Genomic DNA, 21,955 nt, shown 5'->3' with positions numbered 1-21,955 from the left:
TTGATCCATCCTTGCGTTTTCGCGTGAGTAGAGGAACCGAGCGGCACCGCGTGAACGGTCCTCGGCTGGTTCGTACTCCGATTAGGTCGGTGTGCCTGTGACAGGCAACCCGTCAATTGTGCCAGACGTGCACGTCGCGGACGAAACCGGGCGTCAGCGGACGGCGTGCTCGCGCGGCGGGGGCGGCGGCGCCGCATGCACGGTGCGTTCGAGTTCCACCTCGGTGGCGGCCACCGCGTGCGCGACGCTCGGCTTCCCGGCGACCAGGTCCTGCACGTAGATCTTGGCCCGGATCATCGGCCGGCGGTACCGCTTCTCCCGTTCGAGTGCGCGCCGCATCTTCTTCGGCTTGTCCGCGTACCGCCACCGCGCCCAGGGCGCACCGGGCCGGCTCAGCCGGATCGACCCGACCAGCAGCATCGGGAAGAAGAACATCCCGAACAGACCGGTCCAGATCTTGCCCTTCGCGATCACCACGGCGGCGACCGCGAGACTGATCAGCACGCCCACCGCGAGCACCACCCGCACCCAGGCCTCGGGGTTGTCGCGGAAGTCCGAGACGTTGACGATCGCGTCGGGCCGGGCGCCGACGAGCAGCAGTCCCGTCACCGCGAGTGCCACGAACACCGCGTCCACCGAGGCCCGCCCCTCCTCCTCCCAGTACACGTCCTTCAGGTAGAAGATCAGGGCGAACTCGTCGAGGACCAGCGCCGCCCCGATCCCGAAGCAGGCCGCCAACGCGGCGCCGGTGGTCTGGGTGGCGTCCTCGTACACGGCGATCAGCGCGACCCCCGAGACCAGCATCGCGATCACCCCGAACACCACGTGGTGCACGTGCTGGCCGCCAGGCGTGACGTTCCCGGGCCACCACCGCACCTTCGCGCGGATCATCCGCACGCTCAACCGGATGAACACGAAGCCGCCGATGAAGCCCAGCAGGAAGAACAGCAGCGGCAACCGGCCGTGTGCGATGATCTCGTCCTGCAGCCAGCGGTGCATCAGCCCGGTCCCTGCCCCCGCACCACGCACCGGAAGCCCACGTGGCAGGTCGAGGTCTCCTCGGTCTCGCCCTGGCGGGCCGCGGGCCGGTAGCGCAGGCAGTAGTTCGGGGCGCACAGGTGCGAGCCGCCCTTGATCACCCGGCGCGGGTACACCTCCCCGTCGCGCGGGGCGGCCGCGTCGATCCTCGGGTTGCTGGGGATGCAGCACGAACTCGCGGGCGCGACGTTCTTGCCGCTGACGCTGTGGTCCGCGGTGTGGAGGTCCGTCGTCCACTCCCACACGTTGCCGGCCATGTCGACCAGGCCGTACCCGTTGGGCCGGAAGCTGCCGACCGGCGAGGTGCCGACGAAGCCGTCCTCGGCCAGGTTCTCCCAGGGGAACTGGCCCTGCCAGGTGTTGGCCTGCTGGCGGCCACCGGGGGTGTACTCGTCGCCCCATGAGTACACGGCCCGGTCCAGTCCGCCGCGGGCCGCGAACTCCCACTCCGCCTCGGTGGGCAGGTCCTTGCCCGCCCAGGCCGCGTAGGCCAGCGCATCGGTGTGCGCGACGTGCGTCACCGGATGTCGTTCGCGCCCACCGACATTGCTCTGCGGGCCTTCGGGGTGACGCCAGTCGGCGCCCGGCACCCAGGACCACCACTGGTGGTAGTCGTCGAGCGAGACCGGTCCGGGCGGCGGCATGAACACCAGCGACCCCGGCACCAGCAGCGCCGGGTCCGCGTCGGGGTAGTCGGCGGCGTCGGGCGCGGTCTCGGCGACCGTGACGTGCCCGGTGTCCTTGACGAACCGGCGGAACTCGGCGACCGTCACCTGATGGGTGTCCATCCAGAACCCGTCCACCTGAACCTGGTGGACCGGGCGCTCCTCCGGGTAGAAGTCCTCGGAGCCCATCCAGAAGAGCCCCCCGGGGATCCAGGACATGTCCTTCATCAACGCAGTCTTCGTGGACGGAGTCTTCGTCGACGCGGTCTTGGTCAACACGGTCTTGCTCGGCACTGGTTCCTCCGGCTGGGTACTCGACACCATGCGTCGAGCATGTCACCCGGCCCGTATTCCGCGCAGCCGGAACACTTCACCCGCCAGGGATGGTCCGGCGTGACCGTCGCCCTGACAGGCTCCCGCCCATGGGAACAGCAATAGGTGACGTACTCCCCCTCGCCCTCGGCGTCGCGATCAGCCCGATCCCGATCATCGCGGCGATCCTGATGCTGCTGACGCCGAAGGCGGGCAGCACCGCGACGTCCTTCGCCGTCGGCTGGGTGCTGGGCATCGTGGTGGGCTACACGGTCTTCGTCGCGATCGCGAGCGCGGTGGACCTCGGCACCGGCGACGGCGGCAACGCCACCACCGCGACGATCAAGATCGTCCTCGGTGTCGCGCTGCTCGGGCTCGCGGTCAAGCAGTGGCGCGGGCGCCCGCGGCCCGGAGAGGAACCGACGATGCCCGGGTGGCTCGCCGCGATCGACAAGGTCACCCCCGGCAAGGCCCTCGGCCTGGGTTTCGCGTTGTCCGCGGTGAACCCGAAGAACCTGCTGATGATCATCGGCGCCGCGGTGGCCGTCGCGCAGCTCGACGCCAGCGGCGGGACAATCGTGGTCACCGGGATCGTGTTCACGGTGCTGGCCGCCAGCACGGTGGCGGTACCGGTGATCGCCTACTTCGCCGCCCGCGAGCGCGCGACGGCGTGGCTGCAGGACCTCAAGTCCTGGCTGACCGCCAACAACGCGGCCGTGATGGCGACGCTGCTGCTGGTGATCGGCGTGGTGATGATCGGCAAGGGCCTCGGCGGCTACTGAAGGCGCGTGCGCGGCTCGCGGGTCAAGGGACCCGCAAACCGCGCACGAGCAGGAGCTGCCTACTTGCCGAAGCCGGCCTTGCGGAGGGCGTCGGCCATCGAGCCGCCCGCGGGGTTGCCGGCCGCCGACCCGCTGCCCTGACGCTGGCCACCGCCACGCTGACCGCCACCACGCTGGCCGCCGCCCTGACGTGATCCGCCGTCCCGCTGACCGCCCTGACGCTGCCCGCCGCCCTGACCGCGCGGGCCGTCCGGCTTGGCGGCGCCGGGCTCGTCGTCCAGACGCAGGCTCAACCCGATCCGCTGGCGCGGCAGGTCCACCTCCATCACCTTGACCCGGACCACGTCACCGGACTTGACCACCTCACGCGGGTCCTTGACGAAGTTGTGCGACATCGCCGAGACGTGCACCAGCCCGTCCTGGTGCACCCCGACGTCGACGAACGCGCCGAAGGCCGCGACGTTGGTGACGACGCCCTCGAGCGTCATGCCGGGCTTGAGGTCGGCCACCTTCTCCACGCCCGACGCGAACGTCGCGGTCTTGAACTCCGGACGCGGGTCGCGGCCCGGCTTCTCGAGTTCCGCGATGATGTCGGTGACGGTGGGCAGGCCGAACGTCTCGTCCGCGAAGTCCTGCGGGCGCAGGCCGCGCAGGGCTGCGGTGTTGCCGATGATCTCCTTGACCCCGCACCCGCTGGCCCCGACGATCCGCCGCACCACCGGGTAGGCCTCGGGGTGCACGGCCGACGCGTCGAGCGGGTCGTCGCCGTCGGTGATCTTGAGGAAGCCGGCGCACTGCTCGAAGGCCTTGGGGCCGAGTCGCGCCACGTCCTTGAGGCCGCGGCGGCTGCGGAACGGTCCGTTCGCGTCGCGGTGCGCGACGATCGACTCGGCCAGCGATCCGGTGATCCCCGAGACCCGCGCGAGCAGCGGCACCGAGGCGGTGTTGACGTCGACGCCGACCGCGTTCACCGCGTCCTCGACGACCGCGGCCAGCGAGCGCGCCAGCAGGGTCTCGGAGATGTCGTGCTGGTACTGGCCGACGCCGATGGACTTCGGGTCGATCTTCACCAGTTCCGCGAGCGGGTCCTGCAGCCGCCGCGCGATGGACACCGCGCCGCGGATCGACACGTCCAGGTCCGGCAGTTCGGCGGATGCGTAGGCGGACGCCGAGTACACCGACGCGCCGGCCTCCGAGACCATCACCTTGGTCAGCCCGGCCTCGGGGAACTTCTTGATCAGGTCCGCCGCCAGCGCGTCCGTCTCCCGCGAGGCGGTGCCGTTGCCGATCGCGATCAGGTCGACCTTGTGCTTGGCGGCCAGCGCGGCAAGCGTGGCGAGGGACTGGTCCCACTTGTTCGCCGGCTGGTGCGGGTAGATGGTGTCGTACGCAAGCACCTTGCCGGTGGAGTCGACGACGGCGACCTTCGTGCCGGTGCGGAACCCCGGGTCCAGGCCCATCGTCGCGCGGGTGCCCGCGGGCGCGGCCAGCAGCAGGTCCTTGAGGTTCATCGCGAACACGTCGACGGCGTCGCGCTCGGCCGACTGCCGCAACCGCATCCGGGTGTCGATGCCGAGGGTGATGAGCATCTTCGTCTTCCATGCCCAGCGCACGGTGTCGAGCAGCCACCGGTCCGCCGGACGCCCGCGGTCGGCGACGCCGAACTTCGAGGCGATCCGGCCCTCGTAGACGCTGGCCACCCCGGGCGCCTGCTCCTCGGTCTCCGGGTCCAGGGTCAGCGAGAGCACCTCCTCCTTCTCGCCGCGGAACATCGCGAGGATGCGGTGACTCGGCAGCTTCCCGAAGGGCTCGGAGAACTCGAAGTAGTCCGCGAACTTGGCGCCCTCGGTCTCCTTGCCCTTGCGGACGGCGGACTTGACCTGGCCGCGGGTCCACATCAGCTCGCGCAGCTCCCCGACCAGGTCCGCGTCCTCCGCGAACTGCTCGACCAGGATGGAGCGCGCGCCGTCGAGCTGTTCCGCCGTGTACTGCGCGGGATCGGTGGTCGGGTCGGTCAGCAGGGCGTCGGCCACCGGCTGGTGCCCGGCCTCGCGCGCGATCTGCGCCTTGGTGCGACGCTTCGGCTTGAACGGCAGGTAGATGTCCTCGAGGCGCGCCTTGGTGTCGGCGAGCATGATCTGGTCCTCGAGCTGCGGGTCCAGCTTGTCCTGGGACCGGATCGACTCGAGCACCGCGAGCCGGCGCTCGTCGAGCTCACGCAGGTACCGCAGCCGTTCCTCGAGGTCGCGCAGCTGAGCGTCGTCCAGGGTGCCGGTCACCTCCTTGCGGTACCGGGCGATGAAGGGCACCGTCGCCCCGCCGTCGAGCAGGTCGACCGCAGCCCGCACCTGTTCTTCCCGAACGTCGAGTTCCTCGGCGATTCGCTGGTTGACTGATTTCAGAGCTGAGGTCACGACGATCGACCCTACCGCTAGCCTGTTGTCGGCCTTGCGGCCGAGAGCAATGCCGGATTGGATCGAGAGGGTGGGCATGAACGGTCGCGCGGGGCGTCTGGCCGCGCTGTGCCTGGCAGTCGGCGTGGCCGCCGGGTGCACCTCCACGCCCGGAGCGGAGATGTCCGCCGAGGAATGGTCCGGCCTCATCCCGGGCGTGTCCGCGGACCCCGCCGTGCCCGTCGACACGCGCGTCGCCGCACCGCCACCGGCACCCGCGGCGGCCCTGCCCACGCCGATGCCGCCGACCACGACGCCGGAGCTGTTCTCGCCCGGCATCGAGGACCGGGTGACCGAGGCGACCCGGTCCGCGCTCGAACGTGGCGCGGAGGTCTCGATCGCACTGCTCGACCGTCGCGACCACCGCTACCTCGGATCCGCGGACGCCGATTCCGTCGAAACCGCTTCCGTCGCAAAGCTCTTCATCGCCGATGAGTTGGCGTACCGCGAGTCGACCGAGTCGTTCGAACTCGACGAGGACGAGCGCGATCTGGTCGGCCGGATGCTCGAGCACTCCGACGACGACGCCGCGAACGTGCTGTGGGCCGAGTACGGCGGCAGCGAGATCGTCGACGACGTGGCTGCGCGGTACGGGCTTACCGCCACCTCCGCGCCGTACGACGGCAACTGGTGGAACACCCTCACCACCGCGGCCGACCTCGTCGGCTACTACTCCGGACTGCTCGACGGGCGCGGCGGACTCGACGCGGCCCACCGGCGCGAGATGACGGAGCACCTGAGGTCCGCGAGCGCGGAATCCGCGGACGGCTACGACCAGGGTTTCGGGCTCCCGGACGGACTCCCCGATCAGCCGGAACTGGCCGTCAAGCAGGGCTGGATGTGCTGCACCGCGGGGCGGTGGATCCACCTGACGACGGGGGTGGCCGGCCCCGACGACCGCTACGTGCTGGCGCTCGTCTCCCGCGAGGAGGTCACCTACGAGGGGGCCCCACCGCCGAACTGGCACATCGGCGACAGCCTCGACGACGACCTGGACGACGAGGCGACGACCTACCCCGACACCTCACTGACCAACGCCGCGGACGACGCCAGCGCCGAGCATGCGCGCGCCACCCTCACCGGGGTGGTACGAATCCTGTTCCCGGACGGGCGAATCGGCTAGCGGCGACCACCGGGTCAGGCAACAGGGGACTCAGGGCAGCAGGTCGGGCCGGCGCTCCGCGGTCCGGGCCAGCGACTGCTCCCGGCGCCAGGCCTCGACGTGCGCGTGGTTCCCGGACAGCAGCACCGGGGGGACGTCCAGCCCGCGCCAGCTCACCGGACGGGTGTAGCTGGGCCCCTCGAGCAGCCCGTCGGAGAACGAATCCTCTTGGTGTGACTGCTGATTGCCGAGCACTCCCGGCAGCAGCCGGACCACGGCCTCGACCATCACCAGCACGGCGGCCTCGCCGCCGATCAGCACGTAGTCGCCGATGCTGACCTCCTCGACGCGCACCCGCCGGGCGGCGTCGTCGAAGACCCGCTGGTCGATGCCCTCGTACCGGCCGCAGGCGAAGACGAGGCGCTTCTCCCCCGCCCACCGGTGCGCGGTGGCCTGGGTGAACGGCACGCCGGCCGGGGTGGGGACCACGAGGACGACGTCGTCGTCGGGTTCGGTGCCGAGCACCTCGTCGAGCGCGTCGCCCCACACTGTCGGCTTCATGACCATGCCGGGGCCGCCACCGTACGGTGAGTCGTCGACGGCCTTGTGCACGTCGTGGGTCCAGTCCCGCAGGTCGCGGACGCCCACCGAGATCAGGCCCTTGTCGATGGCCTTGCCCAGCAGCGCCGTCCGGAGCGGTTCGAGGTACTCGGGGAAGATCGTGATGACATCGAGGCGCACGGCTTACTCCGGATCCAGAAGTCCTTCGGGAGGGTCGATCTCGATCACGCCGTCGGCGACGGAAACCGACGTGACGATCGCCGCGACGAACGGGACGAGGAGCTCCCCCGCGTCCTGGCCCTCGGGGCGGATGGAGAGCAGTTCGCCCGCCGCGGAGTGCAGCACCTCGAGCACGGTGCCGACGGGGGTGCCGTCGGTCAACCGGACCGCGAGGCCCTCGAGTTCATGATCGTAGAACTCGTCGGGGTCGTCCGAGGGCGGAAGATCCGCGGGATCGACCAGGAAGAGTGTTCCGCGCATGGCGTCGGACTTGGTCCGATCGTCGATACCGCGCAGACGCAGCAGAAGCCGCCCGGAGTGTTCCCGGGCGGCCTCCACCGTGTAACTGGTGAGCTTCTGCTCGCGGGGCTTGCGGCCGTGCAGGACTGCGCCTACGGCAAAGCGCTGATCGGGGTCGTCTGTCCGTATGTCTACGGCCAGCTCTCCCCGGATCCCGTGCGACTTGGCCACACGCCCGATGACGAGCTCCACTGATTGCTCCCGACTACTGATCTGTGTTGACTGACTACTGATCGGTGTTGATTACTGATCGGTGTCGATCACGTCGACGCGGATCCCACGGCCACCGATGCCGGTGACCAGGGTCCGCAGAGCGGTGGCGGTGCGCCCGCCACGCCCGATGACCTTGCCCAGGTCCTCGGGGTGCACGTGCACCTCCACGGTGCGCCCGCGGCGTCCGGTGTTCAGCTCCACCCGGACGTCGTCGGGATTGGCGACGATGCCGCGAACAAGATGTTCGACGGCGTCGGCGACAACGGCACTCACTTGTCAGCAGCCTCGGAATCCGCAGCGGCCTCGGCGGGCGCCTCGGCAGCAGCCTCGGCCTCGTCGGCCTTGGCAGCCTTCTTCTTCTTCGGGGTGATGGCCTCGGCCACCGGCTCGCTGTCGGCCTGCGCCAGCGCGGCCTGGAAGAGCTCGAGCTTGGACGGCTTCTCGGCCTTGAACTTCAGGGTGCCCTCGGTGCCCGGCAGGCCCTTGAACTTCTGCCAGTCACCGGTGATCTTGAGCAGGTTCTCGACCGGCTCGGTGGGCTGGGCGCCGACGCCGAGCCAGTACAGCGCGCGCTCGGAATCGATCTCGATGACCGACGGGTCTTCCTTGGGGTGGTACTTGCCGATGGTCTCGATCGCACGGCCGTTGCGGCGGGTGCGAGAGTCGGCGATGACGATGCGGTAGTGCGGGGTGCGGATCTTGCCGAGCCGCATGAGCTTGATCTTGACAGCCATTGTGAAGCCTTTCAGGTGGTCACTGCGCAATTCAGCGATGCGCAAGGCCTGCGCACCCGGTTTCGCGTTGAGGGATTGTCGTGACCGCCGCGCGGTACGTAACCGGAGACGGGCGAACAGCGGTCCATTCTGCCAGACACGGGACCCTCGCAGCGAATCGCCCGACCGCGGGGTCGGCCGCGCCGCGCCGGACCCGGATTCGCGGAGTCTCGTCAGGTCGTCGACCTAGACTTCACCGGTGCCGGACCTCGACCGGCGAGCGCAGTGCCGCACAACCTCAGTGCCCAGACGAGACAGCCAGCCCGGACGCGAGCGGAGACCGCATGACCGACACCCCACCGTCCGACGAACCGCAGGCCCAGGCCGACAAACCCCAGGCCGAACCGCCGGCGTCCCCGGCCGCCGACCCGCCAACCGTCGTCATGCCGCCAGTCGGCCCGCCACCGGCCGGCCCGGTACCGCCTCCCCCGTTCACCCCCGGGCCGCCGCCCCCACTGCGGCAGCCGCTGTCCGGACGCACCTGGCTGATCCTGCTCACCTCGATCGCGGCGGTGATCGCGCTGCTCGGCGGCGGCGGGTACCTCGTCAACCGGACGCTCGACGACCGCAACACCGACGGCTCGGCCGAACCCGACTCGGGTGGCGACTTCGCCGGGGGCGCCGAGGCCGACGGCGGCTTCGAATTCGGAGACACGGAATCCATCGCCGTCACCCCGACCGCCGCGCTGCCCACCTGCACCACCTACCCGCCCGCGGTGGACTCCGCCGGCCGCCAGCATTCGTACGAGGCGCCCAACGCGATCGACGGCGACCTCACCACCGCGTGGCGCTGCTCGGGCACGCAGGGGCAGCGGCTGTCGATGAGCTTCGTGTGCGGGGTGCACCTCACCGCCGTCGGCATCGACCCCGGCTACGACAAGGTGGACGTCGACGGCTCGGACCGGTTCACCCAGAACCGGAAGGTCACCCGCGTCACCTGGACGTTCGACGACGGCACCAGCGTCGAGCAGCAACTGCGTCCCGAACGCGGGATCCAGACGATGCCGGTGGACACGACCACCCGGACGGCGACGATGACCGTCACCGCGACCGTTGACGGTCAGCCGGTGACCAACAAGGCCGGCGTGACGGCCGCCCCGTTCAACGACGTGACCTCGGTGAGCGAGGTGCGGTTCACCTCGCGCCCCGCGGACGGCGGCGACCCCTGCGCCAAGTAGTCGGGCCCGCCGCTCCGCGGCAACCGTCAGGCGAACCGGCCCCGCGCCCTGACCACCCGGCCGCGCAGCACCACCAGGTCGGGTGACGCGAGCACCTCCGGCCCGGTGCGCGGATCGCGTTCGTAGACAAGCAGATCGGCGGGAGCACCCGGCTCCAGACCCGGATGCCCCAGCCAGGCGCGAGCATCCCAGCAGGCGGCACCGAGCGCCTTCGTCGGCCCCAGGCCCACCGCGGCCAGGGCGGCCACCTCGTCGGCGATCCGGCCGTGCCGGATGGATCCGCCGGCGTCGGTGCCCGCGTAGATCGGGATGCCGGCCTCGTGGGCGGACCCGATCGTCGCGCCGACCCGCGCGTGCAGGTCCCGCATGTGCGCGGCGTACACCGGGAACCGGTCCGCCGAGTCGGCGATCTCCGGGAACGTCGCGATGTTGATCAGCGTCGGCACCAGTGCGGTCCCCCGCTCGGCCATCGCCTCGATCGTCGAGTCGGTCAGGCCGGTGCCGTGCTCGATGCAGTCGATGCCCGCCTCGATCAGGCCGGGCAGTGCCTCCTCGCCGAAGACGTGCGCGGTCACCCGGGCACCCACCCGGTGAGCGGCGTCGATCGCCTCCTTGAGCACGGCGTCGCTCCACAGCGGGCGCAGGTCCCCCACCGAGCGGTCGATCCAGTCGCCGACGAGCTTGACCCAGCCGTCGCCGCGCAGTGCCTGCTCGGTCACGGCGGCCGGCAACTGGGACTCGTCGTCGAGGTCGATCGGCAGGCCGCGGATGTACCGCTTGGTCATCGCGATGTGCCGACCCGCCCGGACGATCCGCGGCAGGTCCGCGCGCTGGTCGAGGTCGCGGGTGTCCACCGGCGAGCCCGCATCGCGCAGCAGCAGCACGCCGGCGTCGCGTTCGGTCTGCGCCTGGGCGACCGTGCCCGCCTCGTCCTCGTGGCCGCCGCCGTAGCGGATCCCGACATGACAGTGCGCGTCGACCAACCCGGGCAGGATCCACCCCGACTCGGTGAGCGTCTGCGCCCCCGGAACCGGATCGGTGGAGACCACCCCGCCGTCGACCCACAGTTCGACGGGCTGCTCGTCGGGCAGCCCCAGACCCGCCAACCGCAGTGCCACGGCTAGTTCTTCGGCAGCTTCAGCTTTGAGAGGTCGAAGCCGTCGAGGCCCGGCGGCAGCTCGTCGAGCCCGGGCGGCATCTTGGACAGGTCCATTCCCGCGGGCAGGCCGGGGAAGCCACCGGGCATGCCCGCAGGCATCCCGGGGAAACCGCCGCGGATCTTCGGCTGAGTCGGGCCCTTGCCGCCCTTCTTGCCCTTCTTGCCCTTCTTGCTGCGCTGGTTCGCCCGGGCACCGGGCATGCCCATCCGGCCGGCCATCGCGGACATCATCTTGCGGGCCTCGAAGAACCGGTCCACCAGCTGGTTGACGTCGGAGACCTTGACGCCGGAACCGTTGGCGATGCGCAGCCGGCGGGAGGCGTTGATGATCTTGGGGTCCTCGCGCTCGGCCGGGGTCATGCCGCGGATGATCGCCTGCACCCGGTCGAGTTGCTTCTCGTCGACGTTGGCGAGCGCGTCCTTCATCTGGCCGGCGCCCGGCAGCATGCCCAGCAGGTTGCCGATCGGGCCCATCTTGCGCACGGCCATCATCTGCTCGAGGAAGTCCTCGAGGGTGAGCTGGCCGGAGCCGATCTTGTGCGCGGCGGCCTCGGCCTGCTTGGCGTCGAAGACCTGCTCGGCCTGCTCGATGAGACTGAGCACGTCGCCCATGCCGAGGATCCGGCTGGCCATCCGGTCCGGGTGGAAGACGTCGAAGTCCTCGAGCTTCTCGCCGGTCGACGCGAACATGATCGGCCGGCCGGTGATCTCCCGGACGCTGAGCGCGGCGCCACCGCGGGCGTCGCCGTCCAGCTTGGTGAGCACCACACCGGTGAACCCGACGCCGGCCTGGAACGCCTCCGCGGTGTGCACGGCGTCCTGACCGGTCATCGCGTCGAGCACGAACAGGATCTCGTCGGGCTGCACGGCGTCGCGGATGCCCGCGGCCTGGCCCATCAGTTCCTCGTCGATGCCGAGCCGTCCGGCGGTGTCGACGATGACCACGTCGTGCTGCTTGGCCCGGGCCTCGGCGATGCCCTGGCGGGCCACCTCCACAGGGTCGGCCGCCGACTGGCCCAGCTCGTTGTCGCCGCCGCCGATCGAGGTGCCCGGGTGCGGCGCGAAGACCGCCGCGCCGGCCCGCTCGCCGACGATCTTCAGCTGGCTGACCGCGCCCGGACGCTGCAGGTCGCAGGCCACCAGCAGCGGCGTGTGCCCCTGCCCGGTCAGCCACTTCGCGAGCTTGCCCGCCAGCGTGGTCTTACCGGAGCCCTGCAGGCCGGCCAGCATGATGACGGTCGGCGGGTTCTTCGCGAACTGGATCCGCCGGGTCTCGCCGCCGAGGATCCCGACGAGCTCCTCGTTGACGATCTTGACGACCTGCTGTGCCGGGTTCAGCGCACCGGAGACCTCGGCGCCCTTGGCGCGTTCCTTGATCTTCGCGATGAACGACCGGACTACCGGAAGCGCGACGTCGGCGTCGAGCAGGGCGAGCCGGATCTCCCGGCAGGTCGCATCGATGTCGGCGCCCGACAGACGCCCCTTGCCCCGGAGGTCCTTGAGGGTACCGGTCAACCTGTCGGAAAGGGATTCGAACACCGATCGGGCTCCTGGCTGTTGCGGGACGTGAAACGCCGGGCGGGCTCGCCGGAAACGCATGCCGTTGCCGGCGAGACCCTCGACGCAGACTGTGCACTCAGCCTAGCTGTTCGCCCCTGCGGCCACGTCCCCGCCGTCCTTCTGCGGCGGCTGCGGCGGCACCACCGCGAGCAGCGCCGACTCCAACTCCTGTCGCACCGCCCGTGAGTCGCGGCCGCCGAGGTCCAGGCAGAAGACGTCGAGCACCGACGCACCCAGCGTCGACACCCGCGCCCACCGCACGTCGGCACCGCTGTGTTCGAGCACGCTGGCCAGCCGGCACAGCAGCCCGAGCCGGTCCTCCGCCCGCAGCTCGACGATGACCTGGCCGTCCCCCGCCTCCGCCCAGAGGATCCGCGGCGGGGCCTGCGCGAACAGCACCGGAACCGCGTCGGCGCCGCGGTCCAGGGCCTGCTCGGCCTGGGCCTGCCGTTCCTTGTCCTCGAGCATCGCGACGAGGTCCAGCTCCCCAGCTCCGGCCCGGATCAGTTCCTGCCGCAGCAGACCGGCCTGCGGCGGCGCCCCGAACCGCGGTGCCACGACAAACGTGTTCACCGCCGCGTCGCCGTGACTGCCCACCGCGGCCGAGAGCACCCGCAGCGAGTGCAACGCCAGCACCCCCGCCGCATCCGAGAGCAGGCCCGGCGTGTCGGGCGCGACGACCGTCACCGTGTAGGTGTGTGCACCGGGCGCGGGATCGAGTAGGACGTGAACTCCGCCGGCGATGGCCAGTTCAGCGTGCGCCGGGTCGATCGGCGGCGGCGCGGGCAGTTCGTCGCCCGCCATCAGCATCCGGCACCGCCGGACCAGCTCGCCGATCAGCGACGACTTCCACTCCCCCCACACCCCCGGGCCGGTGGCCAGCGAGTCCGCCTCCGCGAGTGCGCCCAGCAAGTCGAGCAGCACCGGGTCACCGCCGAGCGCGTCCACCACCGTCTGCACGGTCGCCGGGTCGTCGAGGTCACGGCGGGTCGCGGTGTGCGGCAGCAGCAGGTGGTGACGGACCATCGCGCTGAGCGTCGCGACGTCCGCCGGCCACAGCCCCAGCCGGTTTCCGATGGCGGTGGCCAGGTCGGCGCCGACCACGCTGTGGTCGCCGCCGCGCCCCTTGCCGATGTCGTGCAGCACCGCCCCGAGCACCAGCAGGTCGGGCCGCGAGACCCGGGTGGTGAGCGCGCTGGCGTAGCACGCCGTCTCCACCAGGTGCCGGTCCACGGTCCAGGTGTGCACGGCATCGCGCGGCGGCAGGTCCCGCACCGCCCCCCATTCGGGCAGCAGCCGGCCCCACAGCCCGGTGCGATCGAGCGCCTCGATCACCGCGACCGCGCGCCGGCCGGAGCCGAGCACCACGAGCAGGTCCCCGAGCGCCTCCCGCGGCCACGGTTCGCGTAGCTCCGGCGCGCTGTCGGAGAGCCGGTTCAGCGTCGACGCGGAGATCGGCATCCCGGTCTGCGCGGCCGCCGCGGCGACCCGCAGGATCAGCCCCGGATCCTTCGTCGGCTTCGCGTCCCGGGCCAGGACCACCTCACCCGCGTGCTCGACCACACCCTCGTCGAGCGGGCGCCGCACCGGCACCCGCCGCAACCGTGAGAGACCCCGGCGCGGAAGGGTGTTCGCGGCGGTGCGCAGCCCCACCTCCACCGAGTAGCTGACGGTGCGAGCCGCGTCGCTGAGCATCCGGGCCAGGTCGAAGCGGTCGCCGATCCCCAGCGCGGCGCCGATCTCGTCCGCGTCCTGGGCCCGCAGCTGGTCCCGGGCACGGCCCGCCACCCGGTGCAGTTCGGTGCGCACGTCGAGCAGCCGGTCGTGGGCCAGCGCCAGCCCCCCGCCGGGAGTGTCCGGGCCCAGGCCCGTCGCCGCGTCGGTGAGCTGCGCGATCGCCAGCGCGCTGAGCAGTTGGACGTCGCGGAGCCCGCCCCGCCCGTTCTTCACGTCGGGTTCGGCGCGGTGCGCGATCTCGCCGCTGCGCGCCCACCTCGCCTCGGTCAGCTCGATCAGTTCGTCGAACCGGGAACGGATCGACGCGCGCCACTGCCGTCGCACGTCCACGATCAGCCCGCCGCTGAGCTCGGCGTCGCCCGCGATGTGCCGGGCCTCGAGCAGCCCGAGCGCCGCGGTCACGTCGGCCGCCGCCACCTGCAGCGCCTGCGGCACCGTGCGCACGCTGTGGTCGAGCTTGATGTGCGCGTCCCACAACGGGTACCAGAGCCGGTCCGCCACGTCCGCGACGATTCGCGGGTCCATGTCGTCGTGCAGGAGCACCAGGTCGAGGTCCGAGTACGGCAGCAGCTCGCGCCGGCCGAGCCCGCCGACCGCGACCAGCGCGAACCCGGAGTCCGGCAGGATGCCCAGCTCGGCACCCTTGGTCGTGAGCCAGAGCTCGTGCAGGTCCACCAGCGCCAGCCGCAGCGTGACGGCGTCCAGCCGTCGAGTCCGAGAACCGCCGTCCAGCAACTTCTTCCGGGCCCTGGCCAGGTCGTCGGCGGCGGCGGTGCCCCCAGACGGGGGTGGCCCCGACCCCGCCGACGATGCAGCGGGATCGGGGCCACCCTTTCGGGACCCTGTGGGGTCAGAGCGCATCCGCGCCCCTCTCGCCCGTCCGGACTCGGATCACCGATTCGACCGGAGAGACCCAGACCTTGCCGTCGCCGATCTTCCCGGTGCGCGCCGCCTCGACGATCACCTCGACGACCTTGTCGACGGCCGAGTCGTCCACGACCACCTCGACCCGGACCTTCGGCACGAAGTCGACCGAGTACTCGGCACCCCGGTACACCTCGGTGTGGCCCTTCTGGCGGCCGTACCCCTGGACCTCGCTCACGGTCATGCCCAGCACACCGGCCTGCTCCAAACCGGCCTTCACGTCCTCGAGGGTGAACGGCTTGACGATCGCAGTAATCAGCTTCATGTCTCTCATGCCTCTCTGACGCTCACACGCCCCGGTACCGAACTGCCCGCCATCGCGGCGAAGTCGTATGCGTTCTCTGCGTGCTCTGTCTCGTCCACGCCGAGGGCCTCCGCATCGTCGCTGACCCGCAGGCCGATCGTGTACTTCACGACGAGAGCAACGATGGTGGTGGCCACCAGCGAGTACAGCAGAACAGCGCCCGCGCCGACTGCCTGACGCCACAACTGGTCGAAACCCCCACCATAGAACAGGCCGTCGACGCCGGCGGGCGCCTCTGTCGTTGCGACCAGACCGACCAGCAGGGTGCCGACGAGTCCGCCCACCAGGTGGACGCCGACGACGTCGAGCGAGTCGTCGAAGCCGAACCGGAACTTGAGGCCGACCGCGAGGGCGCAGAGGGCGCCGGCGACGACACCGACGAACAGGGCCCCGAGCACGTTCACCGACGAGCAGGCCGGGGTGATCGCGACCAGTCCGGCAACGATGCCGGACGCGCCGCCCAGGGTGGTGGCGTGGCCGTCACGCAGGCGCTCGACGAGCAGCCAGGCCAGCATCGCGGCACAGGTGGCGACGACGGTCGTGATGAAGGTGGCGCCCGCAATTCCGTTGGACCCCACCGCCGATCCCGCGTTGAAGCCGAACCAGCCGAACCACAGCAGCGCCGCGCCGAGCATCACGAACGGCAGGTTGTGCGGGCGGAACGGGGTGGCCGGCCAGCCGCGGCGCTTGCCGAGGACGATCGCCAGCACCAGGCCCGCGACGCCGGCGTTGATGTGCACGGCGGTACCGCCGGCGAAGTCGATTGCCTTGAGCTGGTTCGCGATCCAGCCGCCGTTCTCGGCGGTGACACCGTCGAACGCGAACACCCAGTGCGAGACCGGGAAGTAGACGACCGTCGCCCACAGGCCGGCGAAGAGCAACCACGGGCCGAACCGCAACCGGTCCGCCACGGCGCCGGAGATCAGCGCCACCGTGATGATCGCGAACATCGCCTGGAAGGCGACGAACACCGTCGCCGGGATGGTGCCGACCAGCGGGATGGCCGCCGCGGCACCGGTACTCGCATCACCCAGGTACGAACCACCGAACAGGCCCTTGAGGCCGAAGTACTGGAACGGGTCACCGAACAGGTGACCCGTGTCCTCCCCGAAGGCCATCGAGTAGCCGTACAGGACCCAGAGGATGCCCACCACGCCCATGGCGCCGATGCTCATCATGATCATGTTCAGCACACTCTTGGCGCGAACCATGCCGCCGTAGAAGAACGCGAGTCCCGGGGTCATCAACAACACGAGCGCGGCGCTGATCAGCATCCATGCGGTGTCGCCGGTGTCCGGTGCCCCGATTGTGGGAAATTCCACGTTGAGCCTCCTCTTCTGTCGTCTCGCCGGTGCGGCTGTCGACCTAGGGAGAAGAGTGCTCAGCTGGTGTTTCGCCTGTGCCGCCGCGGTGTTTCACTCACGTGAACGCATCCCCGAAACGTGTTGCAACCAGGTTTCAGGGTGCCGTGCGCAGGCCCAGCCAACCGGGCACCCGGCGACCCTCGCCGTCCGAGCAGTACGCCCCGGGGACCTCCGCGCAGGCACCGGCCGGCGCGATCCCGGCGTTGATGCCCTGGCCCGCCCAGGTGAGCCCGGCGTTCTTGCTGAGCACCATCGCGGACGAGCCGCCGCCGTCGAGCACCACGGCCTTGTCCGAGCCGAGGGCACGGAAGAGGTCCTGGACGTTGCCGATGCTGAATCCGTCACTCTCGTTGCTGCCTCCCTGGAAGACGTACAGCTCGTCGCGGGCGGTGTTGTAACCGATCGCGGTGCGTGCGGCCTTGCGGACCGGGCTGTCGACGAACTGGAATTCCTGGCCGGGGGCGCGCAGCTTGAGGCCGCCGAAGGCGACGAAGGACTTGCCGCTGAACTCGAGCTGGTTCACCAACTGCTCCGCGGCGCCGTTGTTGTGAACCGAATCGGCGTCGCGGATGTCGAAGTTCGCGTCGGTCGGCATGCCCAGGAAGCTGTCACCGATGACGAAGGTCGACAGCGGCGACCAGACCTTTCCGGCTCCGTCGCTGAGGCCTTCCTTGCCGACGTAGTAGCGGCTGCCCAGGTCGAAGATGGACGCGGCGCTGTGGGTGTCGGGGTGCGCGTCGTAGTAGGCGCCCATCGGAGAGCTGCAACCGCTCTTCGACCAGTTGTCGCCGGCCCCCTGGGCCCGCACGTCGAAGAAGTTGGCGTTGATCGCGATGGCGGGCGAGCCCATCCGTTGCCAGGCGTCGACCGGGCCGTAGAGCTCGGCGTTCTGCCGGGTGCCGTCGCCGGTGACCGCGTTGGGGTTGCCCTCGCATCGCCCGCTCGAGTCGGACAGCAGCTGCGAGACCAGCCGGGAGTGCGAGGCACCGGGGATGACGACCAGTCGGCTGTCGGTGGCCATGTCGTACGCGCGGCCGTCCGCGGTGACCATCGGGAGCCGGAAGTCGGGACCGAACTGGTAGACCACCGGACCGCCGTGGGCCGACGCGACGGCCTCGGCGAGCCGCCCCTTGGCGGCACCGAGGGGGTCGGCCTGTGCGGGCGCGGCCAGCGCCGGCGCCAGCACGCCCGCGCACATCGCCGTGGCGGCGGCAGTGGTGACGATCCGACGGCCGATCCTCGATACTGCAGCGCTCGTACGCACGTTGTCCTCTCCGGTTGCGTGAGCCCGACCGGCCCGGCCAAATGTGGCGCAGGTCACGTCGGACGTCGCAAGTAGACAGGACTGAAATATCACTGTTATTCATTGCGGAAGTTTGTTGCGTAATCGTTACGCTAAATGGAAAACCCGCAGGAAGAGACTGCCCGGCCCCGCAGGTGCGGGGCCGGGCAGTCAGGTCGACAAGCCCACTCAGCCGAGCAGTGCGTCCACGAACGCGGCCGGCTCGAACGGCGCCAGATCGTCCGCACCCTCGCCCAGGCCGACGAGCTTGACGGGCACGCCCAGCTCCCGCTGCACCTGGAAGACGATGCCACCCTTGGCGGTGCCGTCGAGCTTGGTCAGCACCACACCGGTGATGTCCACGACCTCCGCGAACACCCGCGCCTGCACCAGGCCGTTCTGGCCGACGGTGGCGTCGAGCACCAACAGCACCTCGTCCACGACGGCACGCTTCTCCACAACCCGCTTCACCTTGCCGAGTTCGTCCATCAGCCCGGTCTTGGTGTGCAGGCGGCCGGCGGTGTCCACGATCACCACGTCCACGCCGGTCTCGATGCCCTTGGTCACCGCGTCGAAGGCGATCGCGGCGGGGTCACCGCCCTCGGGGCCACGCACAACCTCGGCGCCAACCCGCTCCGCCCAGGTCTGCAACTGGTCGGCGGCGGCAGCGCGGAAGGTGTCGGCGGCGCCGAGCAGCACCCGGCGCCCGTCGGCGACCAGGACGCGCGCGAGCTTGCCGGTACTGGTGGTCTTGCCGGTGCCGTTGACGCCGACCACCAGCAGCACACCGGGCGTCGCGTCGTGCGGAAGCGCCTTGATCGAACGGTCGAACTCGGGGTGCAGAGCCTCGATCAGGACGGTGCGCAGCAGGGCGCGGGCGTCGGCCTCGGTCTTGACGCTGCCCGCGGCCAGTTCGGCACGCAGTCGGGTCACGATCTGCTCGGTGGTGGCGCTGCCGAGGTCCGCGATCAGCAGCGTGTCCTCGATCTCCTCCCACGAGTCCTCGTCGAGGTCGCCGCCGCCGAGCAGGCCCAGCAGGCTCTTGCCGACCGCGGACTGCGAGCGCGAGAGCCGGCCGCGCAGCCGGTCGAGCCGGCCCGCGGTGGGTTCGATCTCCTCGAGAACGGGGGCCGTGGGCGCCTCCACCCCGACCTCGGGCGCGACAACCTCGGGCGCGGGAGTCACGGCCTCGGGTGCAGCCTCCGGCGTCGGCGCCGGTGCCTCGACAACCTCGGGCTCGACAGTCTCCGGCGCGGGCGCCTCGAGTGCGGGTGCCTCCGGCGCCGCCTCGACTGCGGGTGTGGTCGCCTCCGGCGCCGCCTCGACCGCGGGTGCGGTCCTCTCGGGAACGACCTCGGGCTCCGGGGCGGCTACCGGCACCACGGTGGGCGCGGCCTCGGGGGCGGGCTTGGCCTCGGGGGCGGGCTTGGCCTCGGGGGCGGGCTTGGCCTCGGGAGTCGGTTTGGGTGCCGGCGCGGGCTTCGGCGGCGCGGTGGCCGTGGCCCCCTGACTGAAGCTGATCCCGCCCGCAGTCTTGTACCCGCCGGAGCGGTCCTTGGTCTCCCCCAGTTCGGGCGTCGACGGCGGCGGCAGCAGGCTGACCCGACGACGCCGGTACAGCACACCGCCCACGACGAGGGCCACGATGAGAACGGCCAGTACCGCCGCGATTGCAATCCAAGCTCCGGTAGTCACCGCCCCATCCTGTCAGGCGGAGCGCAGCGGCACGAAGCCGCGGCCGACCCGGGTTCGGCAACTCCCCGGCGGATCGGCGACCGGCACGGACCGTCGTCTACCGAGCGGCGGGCGCCGACAACGCGGGGAACCAGATGTCCGTCAGCACCTCGGTGGCGCGCTCGGCGGAGACGTCGATCGTGCCCAACATCGCCCACCGGGTGAAGAACCGTTCGAGCTGCGTCACGAGGAGTTCTATGCGCAGGCGGGCCTCGTCGCGCTCACCCTCCGGCCAGCGCGCGAGGTAACTCGTCATCGAATTCGGGAGGGCGAGGATTCCGTCCCGGGCGATCGCACGGAACTCGGGCTCGAGCGCCGTCGCCTCGTCCCAGGCCGGGAGCATCTCCTTGTACTTGTGGAACCACTCGATGGCCCGGGTGATCCAGTCCGCGAACTCGGCGCGCGATCCCGTCTCGAGTACCCGGTCGAGGTCTTGATAGAAGGCCAGCGCGCTCGGTGCCAGACCCTCCTGGGCCAACTCCAGCAGGATCTCCACCTTGCCCGAGAAGTGCAGGTAGAAGGTCGCCCGGCTGCATCCGACGTCGGCGGCGATGTCGTCGACCGTCACCGCCGAGTAGCCCCGGGCCGCGAAGAGCGCGCGCGCCGACTCCACCAGCCGGGCGCGGGTTGCGCGCTTCTGCTCGGCTCGCAGCGTGCCGCGCCGACTGCCGGTACCTGTCGCATTGCTCACTGCATCCACCACCAATCGAAGATTACCCGCGGCTCGGCCAGTCGCCGTACCGCCAGAAAATCAACTTTACGTCATTCACTTGACAGTCCGTCAGTCAAAGATATTCTATGTCGTAGGTCACAACGAGTCGTACATACCGCAGCAGTCACAGTCGCGATTCCACCGGCGCCACAGCGCGACGGCCGGGAAGAGATGAGACCGCGGCCACCGACCCCGGCAGAAAGAGAAGCCATGCACTCCCCGAATTTGCCTCGCGTCTGCATCATCGGCGCCGGTCCCTCAGGAATTACCACCGCCAAGCGCCTTCAGGAGTTCGGCATCCCGTTCGACTGCTTCGAGGCCTCCGACGAGGTCGGCGGGAACTGGTACTTCAAGAACCCGAACGGCATGTCGGCCTGCTACCAGAGCCTGCACATCGACACCTCGAAGTGGCGACTGGCCTTTGAGGACTTCCCGGTGCCCGCCGAGTGGCCCGACTTCCCGCACCACTCGCAGCTGTTCCAGTACTTCAAGGACTACGTCGACCACTTCGGCCTGCGGGAGAAGATCACGTTCAACACCTCCGTCGAGCGGGCGGAGCGGGGCGACGACGGCCTGTGGACGGTCACGCTGTCCACCGGCGAGGCGCGCACCTACGACGCGCTGATCGTGTGCAACGGCCACCACTGGGACCCGCGGACCCCGGACTACCCCGGCGAGTTCGACGGCACGCTCATCCACAGCCACGAGTACAACGACCCGTTCGACCCGATCGACATGCGCGGCAAGAACGTCGTGGTGGTCGGAATGGGCAACTCCGGCCTCGACATCGCCTCCGAGCTCTCGCAGCGCTTCCTGGCCAAGACCCTGACCGTCTCCGCCCGTCGCGGCGTCTGGGTGCTGCCGAAGTACCTCAAGGGCGTGGCCGGGGACAAGATGTCGATGCCGGCGTGGATTCCCCGCCCGCTGGCCATGGCGCTGCAACGACGCTTCCTGGACAAGAACCTCGGCACCATGGAGGGCTACGGCCTGCCCAAGCCTGACCACCTGCCCTTCCAGGCGCACCCGTCCGCGAGCGGCGAGTTCCTCGGCAAGGCAGGCTCGGGCGACATCGCGTTCAAGCCGGCCATCGCCGCGCTGGAGGGCAAGCAGGTGCGCTTCACCGACGGCAGCACCCTGGACGTCGACGTGATCGTCTGCGCCACCGGTTACCACATCAGCTTCCCGTTCTTCACCGATCCGAACCTGTTGCCCGACAGCGAGAACCGCTTCCCGCTGTTCAAGCGGATGATGAAGCCCGACATCGACAACCTGTTCTTCATGGGCCTCGCGCAGCCGATGCCGACCCTGGTGAACTTTGCCGAGCAGCAGAGCAAGCTCGTCGCCGCCTACCTCGCGGGCAAGTACCTGCCGCCGGCCCCCAGCGAGATGGGCGCCGTCCTCGCCGCCGACGAGGAGTACTACCTCAAGCCGTACTACAAGTCCCCCAGGCACACCATCCAGTGCGAGTTCGACCCGTACGTGCGCAACCTGAAGAAGGAAATCGTCAGCGGCGGCAAGCGCGCCCAGGCCGCCGGCAACACCCTGCCCGTGCCGGCCCGCGCCATGCAGAACGCGTGAGAGAG

Annotated in this window: 18 protein-coding genes and 1 pseudogene; 4 read left to right on the top strand and 15 right to left on the bottom strand. The window is 70.4% G+C overall.

Annotated elements, in window-relative coordinates:
- Nucleotides 1–81: 81 nt before the first annotated feature.
- A pseudogene (locus tag AC1DWC_RS14480) lies at nt 82–999 on the bottom strand (hypothetical protein).
- A complete protein-coding gene (locus AC1DWC_RS14475) occupies nt 999–1,922 on the bottom strand; it encodes a formylglycine-generating enzyme family protein (protein WP_477909068.1) in 924 nt (307 codons plus the stop codon). Before AC1DWC_RS14475 ends, AC1DWC_RS14480 begins: the two are co-directional and overlap by 1 nt.
- A gap of 203 nt (nt 1,923–2,125) precedes the next feature.
- On the opposite strand from AC1DWC_RS14475, the gene AC1DWC_RS14470 reads away from it, so the two are divergent.
- Complete coding sequence (locus AC1DWC_RS14470) at nt 2,126–2,797, top strand: GAP family protein (RefSeq protein ID WP_477909040.1); 672 nt, start codon at nt 2,126–2,128, stop codon at nt 2,795–2,797.
- Between the two features lie 59 nt (nt 2,798–2,856).
- On the opposite strand, the gene AC1DWC_RS14465 is transcribed toward AC1DWC_RS14470, so the two are convergent.
- A complete protein-coding gene (locus AC1DWC_RS14465) occupies nt 2,857–5,211 on the bottom strand; it encodes a Tex family protein (RefSeq protein WP_477909038.1) in 2,355 nt (784 codons plus the stop codon).
- A 76-nt stretch (nt 5,212–5,287) separates the two neighbouring features.
- Between AC1DWC_RS14465 and AC1DWC_RS14460 the strand changes: the two genes are divergently transcribed.
- Nucleotides 5,288–6,373 carry a serine hydrolase gene (locus AC1DWC_RS14460; protein ID WP_477909035.1) on the top strand — a complete coding sequence of 362 codons (1,086 nt, stop codon included), beginning with the start codon at nt 5,288–5,290 and terminating at the stop codon, nt 6,371–6,373.
- 30 nt (nt 6,374–6,403) lie between these two features.
- Here the strand turns inward: AC1DWC_RS14460 and trmD are convergent, their stop codons facing one another.
- From trmD to rpsP, 4 genes are read right to left on the bottom strand one after another with little or no spacing between them, the layout of a single operon-like run.
- Nucleotides 6,404–7,093 (bottom strand): tRNA (guanosine(37)-N1)-methyltransferase TrmD, encoded by a 690-nt coding sequence (gene trmD, locus AC1DWC_RS14455; protein ID WP_477838080.1) that lies wholly within the window; start codon nt 7,091–7,093, stop codon nt 6,404–6,406.
- A gap of 3 nt (nt 7,094–7,096) precedes the next feature.
- Nucleotides 7,097–7,624 (bottom strand): ribosome maturation factor RimM, encoded by a 528-nt coding sequence (rimM, locus tag AC1DWC_RS14450; protein ID WP_477909033.1) that lies wholly within the window; start codon nt 7,622–7,624, stop codon nt 7,097–7,099.
- 51 nt (nt 7,625–7,675) lie between these two features.
- Nucleotides 7,676–7,918 carry an RNA-binding protein gene (locus AC1DWC_RS14445; protein ID WP_072846955.1) on the bottom strand — a complete coding sequence of 81 codons (243 nt, stop codon included), beginning with the start codon at nt 7,916–7,918 and terminating at the stop codon, nt 7,676–7,678.
- The gene (rpsP, locus tag AC1DWC_RS14440; RefSeq protein WP_072846954.1) at nt 7,915–8,379 is read right to left on the bottom strand and encodes a 30S ribosomal protein S16; all 465 of its coding nucleotides are present in this window, start codon (nt 8,377–8,379) and stop codon (nt 7,915–7,917) included. Before rpsP ends, AC1DWC_RS14445 begins: the two co-directional genes overlap by 4 nt.
- 323 nt (nt 8,380–8,702) lie before the next feature.
- Between rpsP and AC1DWC_RS14435 the strand changes: the two genes are divergently transcribed.
- Nucleotides 8,703–9,596 (top strand): NADase-type glycan-binding domain-containing protein, encoded by an 894-nt coding sequence (locus AC1DWC_RS14435; protein ID WP_477909031.1) that lies wholly within the window; start codon nt 8,703–8,705, stop codon nt 9,594–9,596.
- Between the two features lie 26 nt (nt 9,597–9,622).
- Here AC1DWC_RS14435 and AC1DWC_RS14430 read toward each other — a convergent pair whose 3' ends face one another.
- The 8 genes from AC1DWC_RS14430 to AC1DWC_RS14395 form a co-directional block, all read right to left on the bottom strand.
- Complete coding sequence (locus AC1DWC_RS14430) at nt 9,623–10,714, bottom strand: amidohydrolase family protein (protein WP_477909029.1); 1,092 nt, start codon at nt 10,712–10,714, stop codon at nt 9,623–9,625.
- Between the two features lie 2 nt (nt 10,715–10,716).
- Complete coding sequence (gene ffh, locus AC1DWC_RS14425; RefSeq protein WP_477909027.1) at nt 10,717–12,294, bottom strand: signal recognition particle protein; 1,578 nt, start codon at nt 12,292–12,294, stop codon at nt 10,717–10,719.
- Between the two features lie 102 nt (nt 12,295–12,396).
- A complete protein-coding gene (locus AC1DWC_RS14420) occupies nt 12,397–14,913 on the bottom strand; it encodes a [protein-PII] uridylyltransferase (protein ID WP_477909025.1) in 2,517 nt (838 codons plus the stop codon).
- Nucleotides 14,903–15,241, bottom strand: a complete 339-nt coding sequence (locus tag AC1DWC_RS14415; RefSeq protein WP_072846949.1) for a P-II family nitrogen regulator — start codon at nt 15,239–15,241, stop codon at nt 14,903–14,905. Before AC1DWC_RS14415 ends, AC1DWC_RS14420 begins: the two co-directional genes overlap by 11 nt.
- A 5-nt stretch (nt 15,242–15,246) precedes the next feature.
- Entirely contained in the window at nt 15,247–16,554 is a 1,308-nt protein-coding gene (locus AC1DWC_RS14410; RefSeq protein ID WP_477909066.1) for an ammonium transporter, read from the bottom strand.
- A gap of 184 nt (nt 16,555–16,738) precedes the next feature.
- Nucleotides 16,739–17,908, bottom strand: a complete 1,170-nt coding sequence (locus AC1DWC_RS14405; RefSeq protein ID WP_477909023.1) for a phosphodiester glycosidase family protein — start codon at nt 17,906–17,908, stop codon at nt 16,739–16,741.
- Between the two features lie 207 nt (nt 17,909–18,115).
- Nucleotides 18,116–19,621, bottom strand: a complete 1,506-nt coding sequence (gene ftsY, locus AC1DWC_RS14400; RefSeq protein WP_477909021.1) for a signal recognition particle-docking protein FtsY — start codon at nt 19,619–19,621, stop codon at nt 18,116–18,118.
- A gap of 97 nt (nt 19,622–19,718) precedes the next feature.
- Entirely contained in the window at nt 19,719–20,351 is a 633-nt protein-coding gene (locus AC1DWC_RS14395) for a TetR/AcrR family transcriptional regulator (RefSeq protein ID WP_477909019.1), read from the bottom strand.
- Nucleotides 20,352–20,582: 231 nt separating this feature from the next.
- Here AC1DWC_RS14395 and AC1DWC_RS14390 point away from each other — a divergent pair, with 231 nt between their 5' ends.
- The gene (locus AC1DWC_RS14390; protein ID WP_477909017.1) at nt 20,583–21,950 is read left to right on the top strand and encodes a flavin-containing monooxygenase; all 1,368 of its coding nucleotides are present in this window, start codon (nt 20,583–20,585) and stop codon (nt 21,948–21,950) included.
- Nucleotides 21,951–21,955: the final 5 nt, after the last annotated feature.

It is taken from the genome of Rhodococcus sp. P4_C10, from assembly GCF_056402135.1.
The sequence above is the reverse complement of the archived record's forward strand: the minus strand, read 5'-3'. Positions and strand labels throughout refer to the sequence as shown.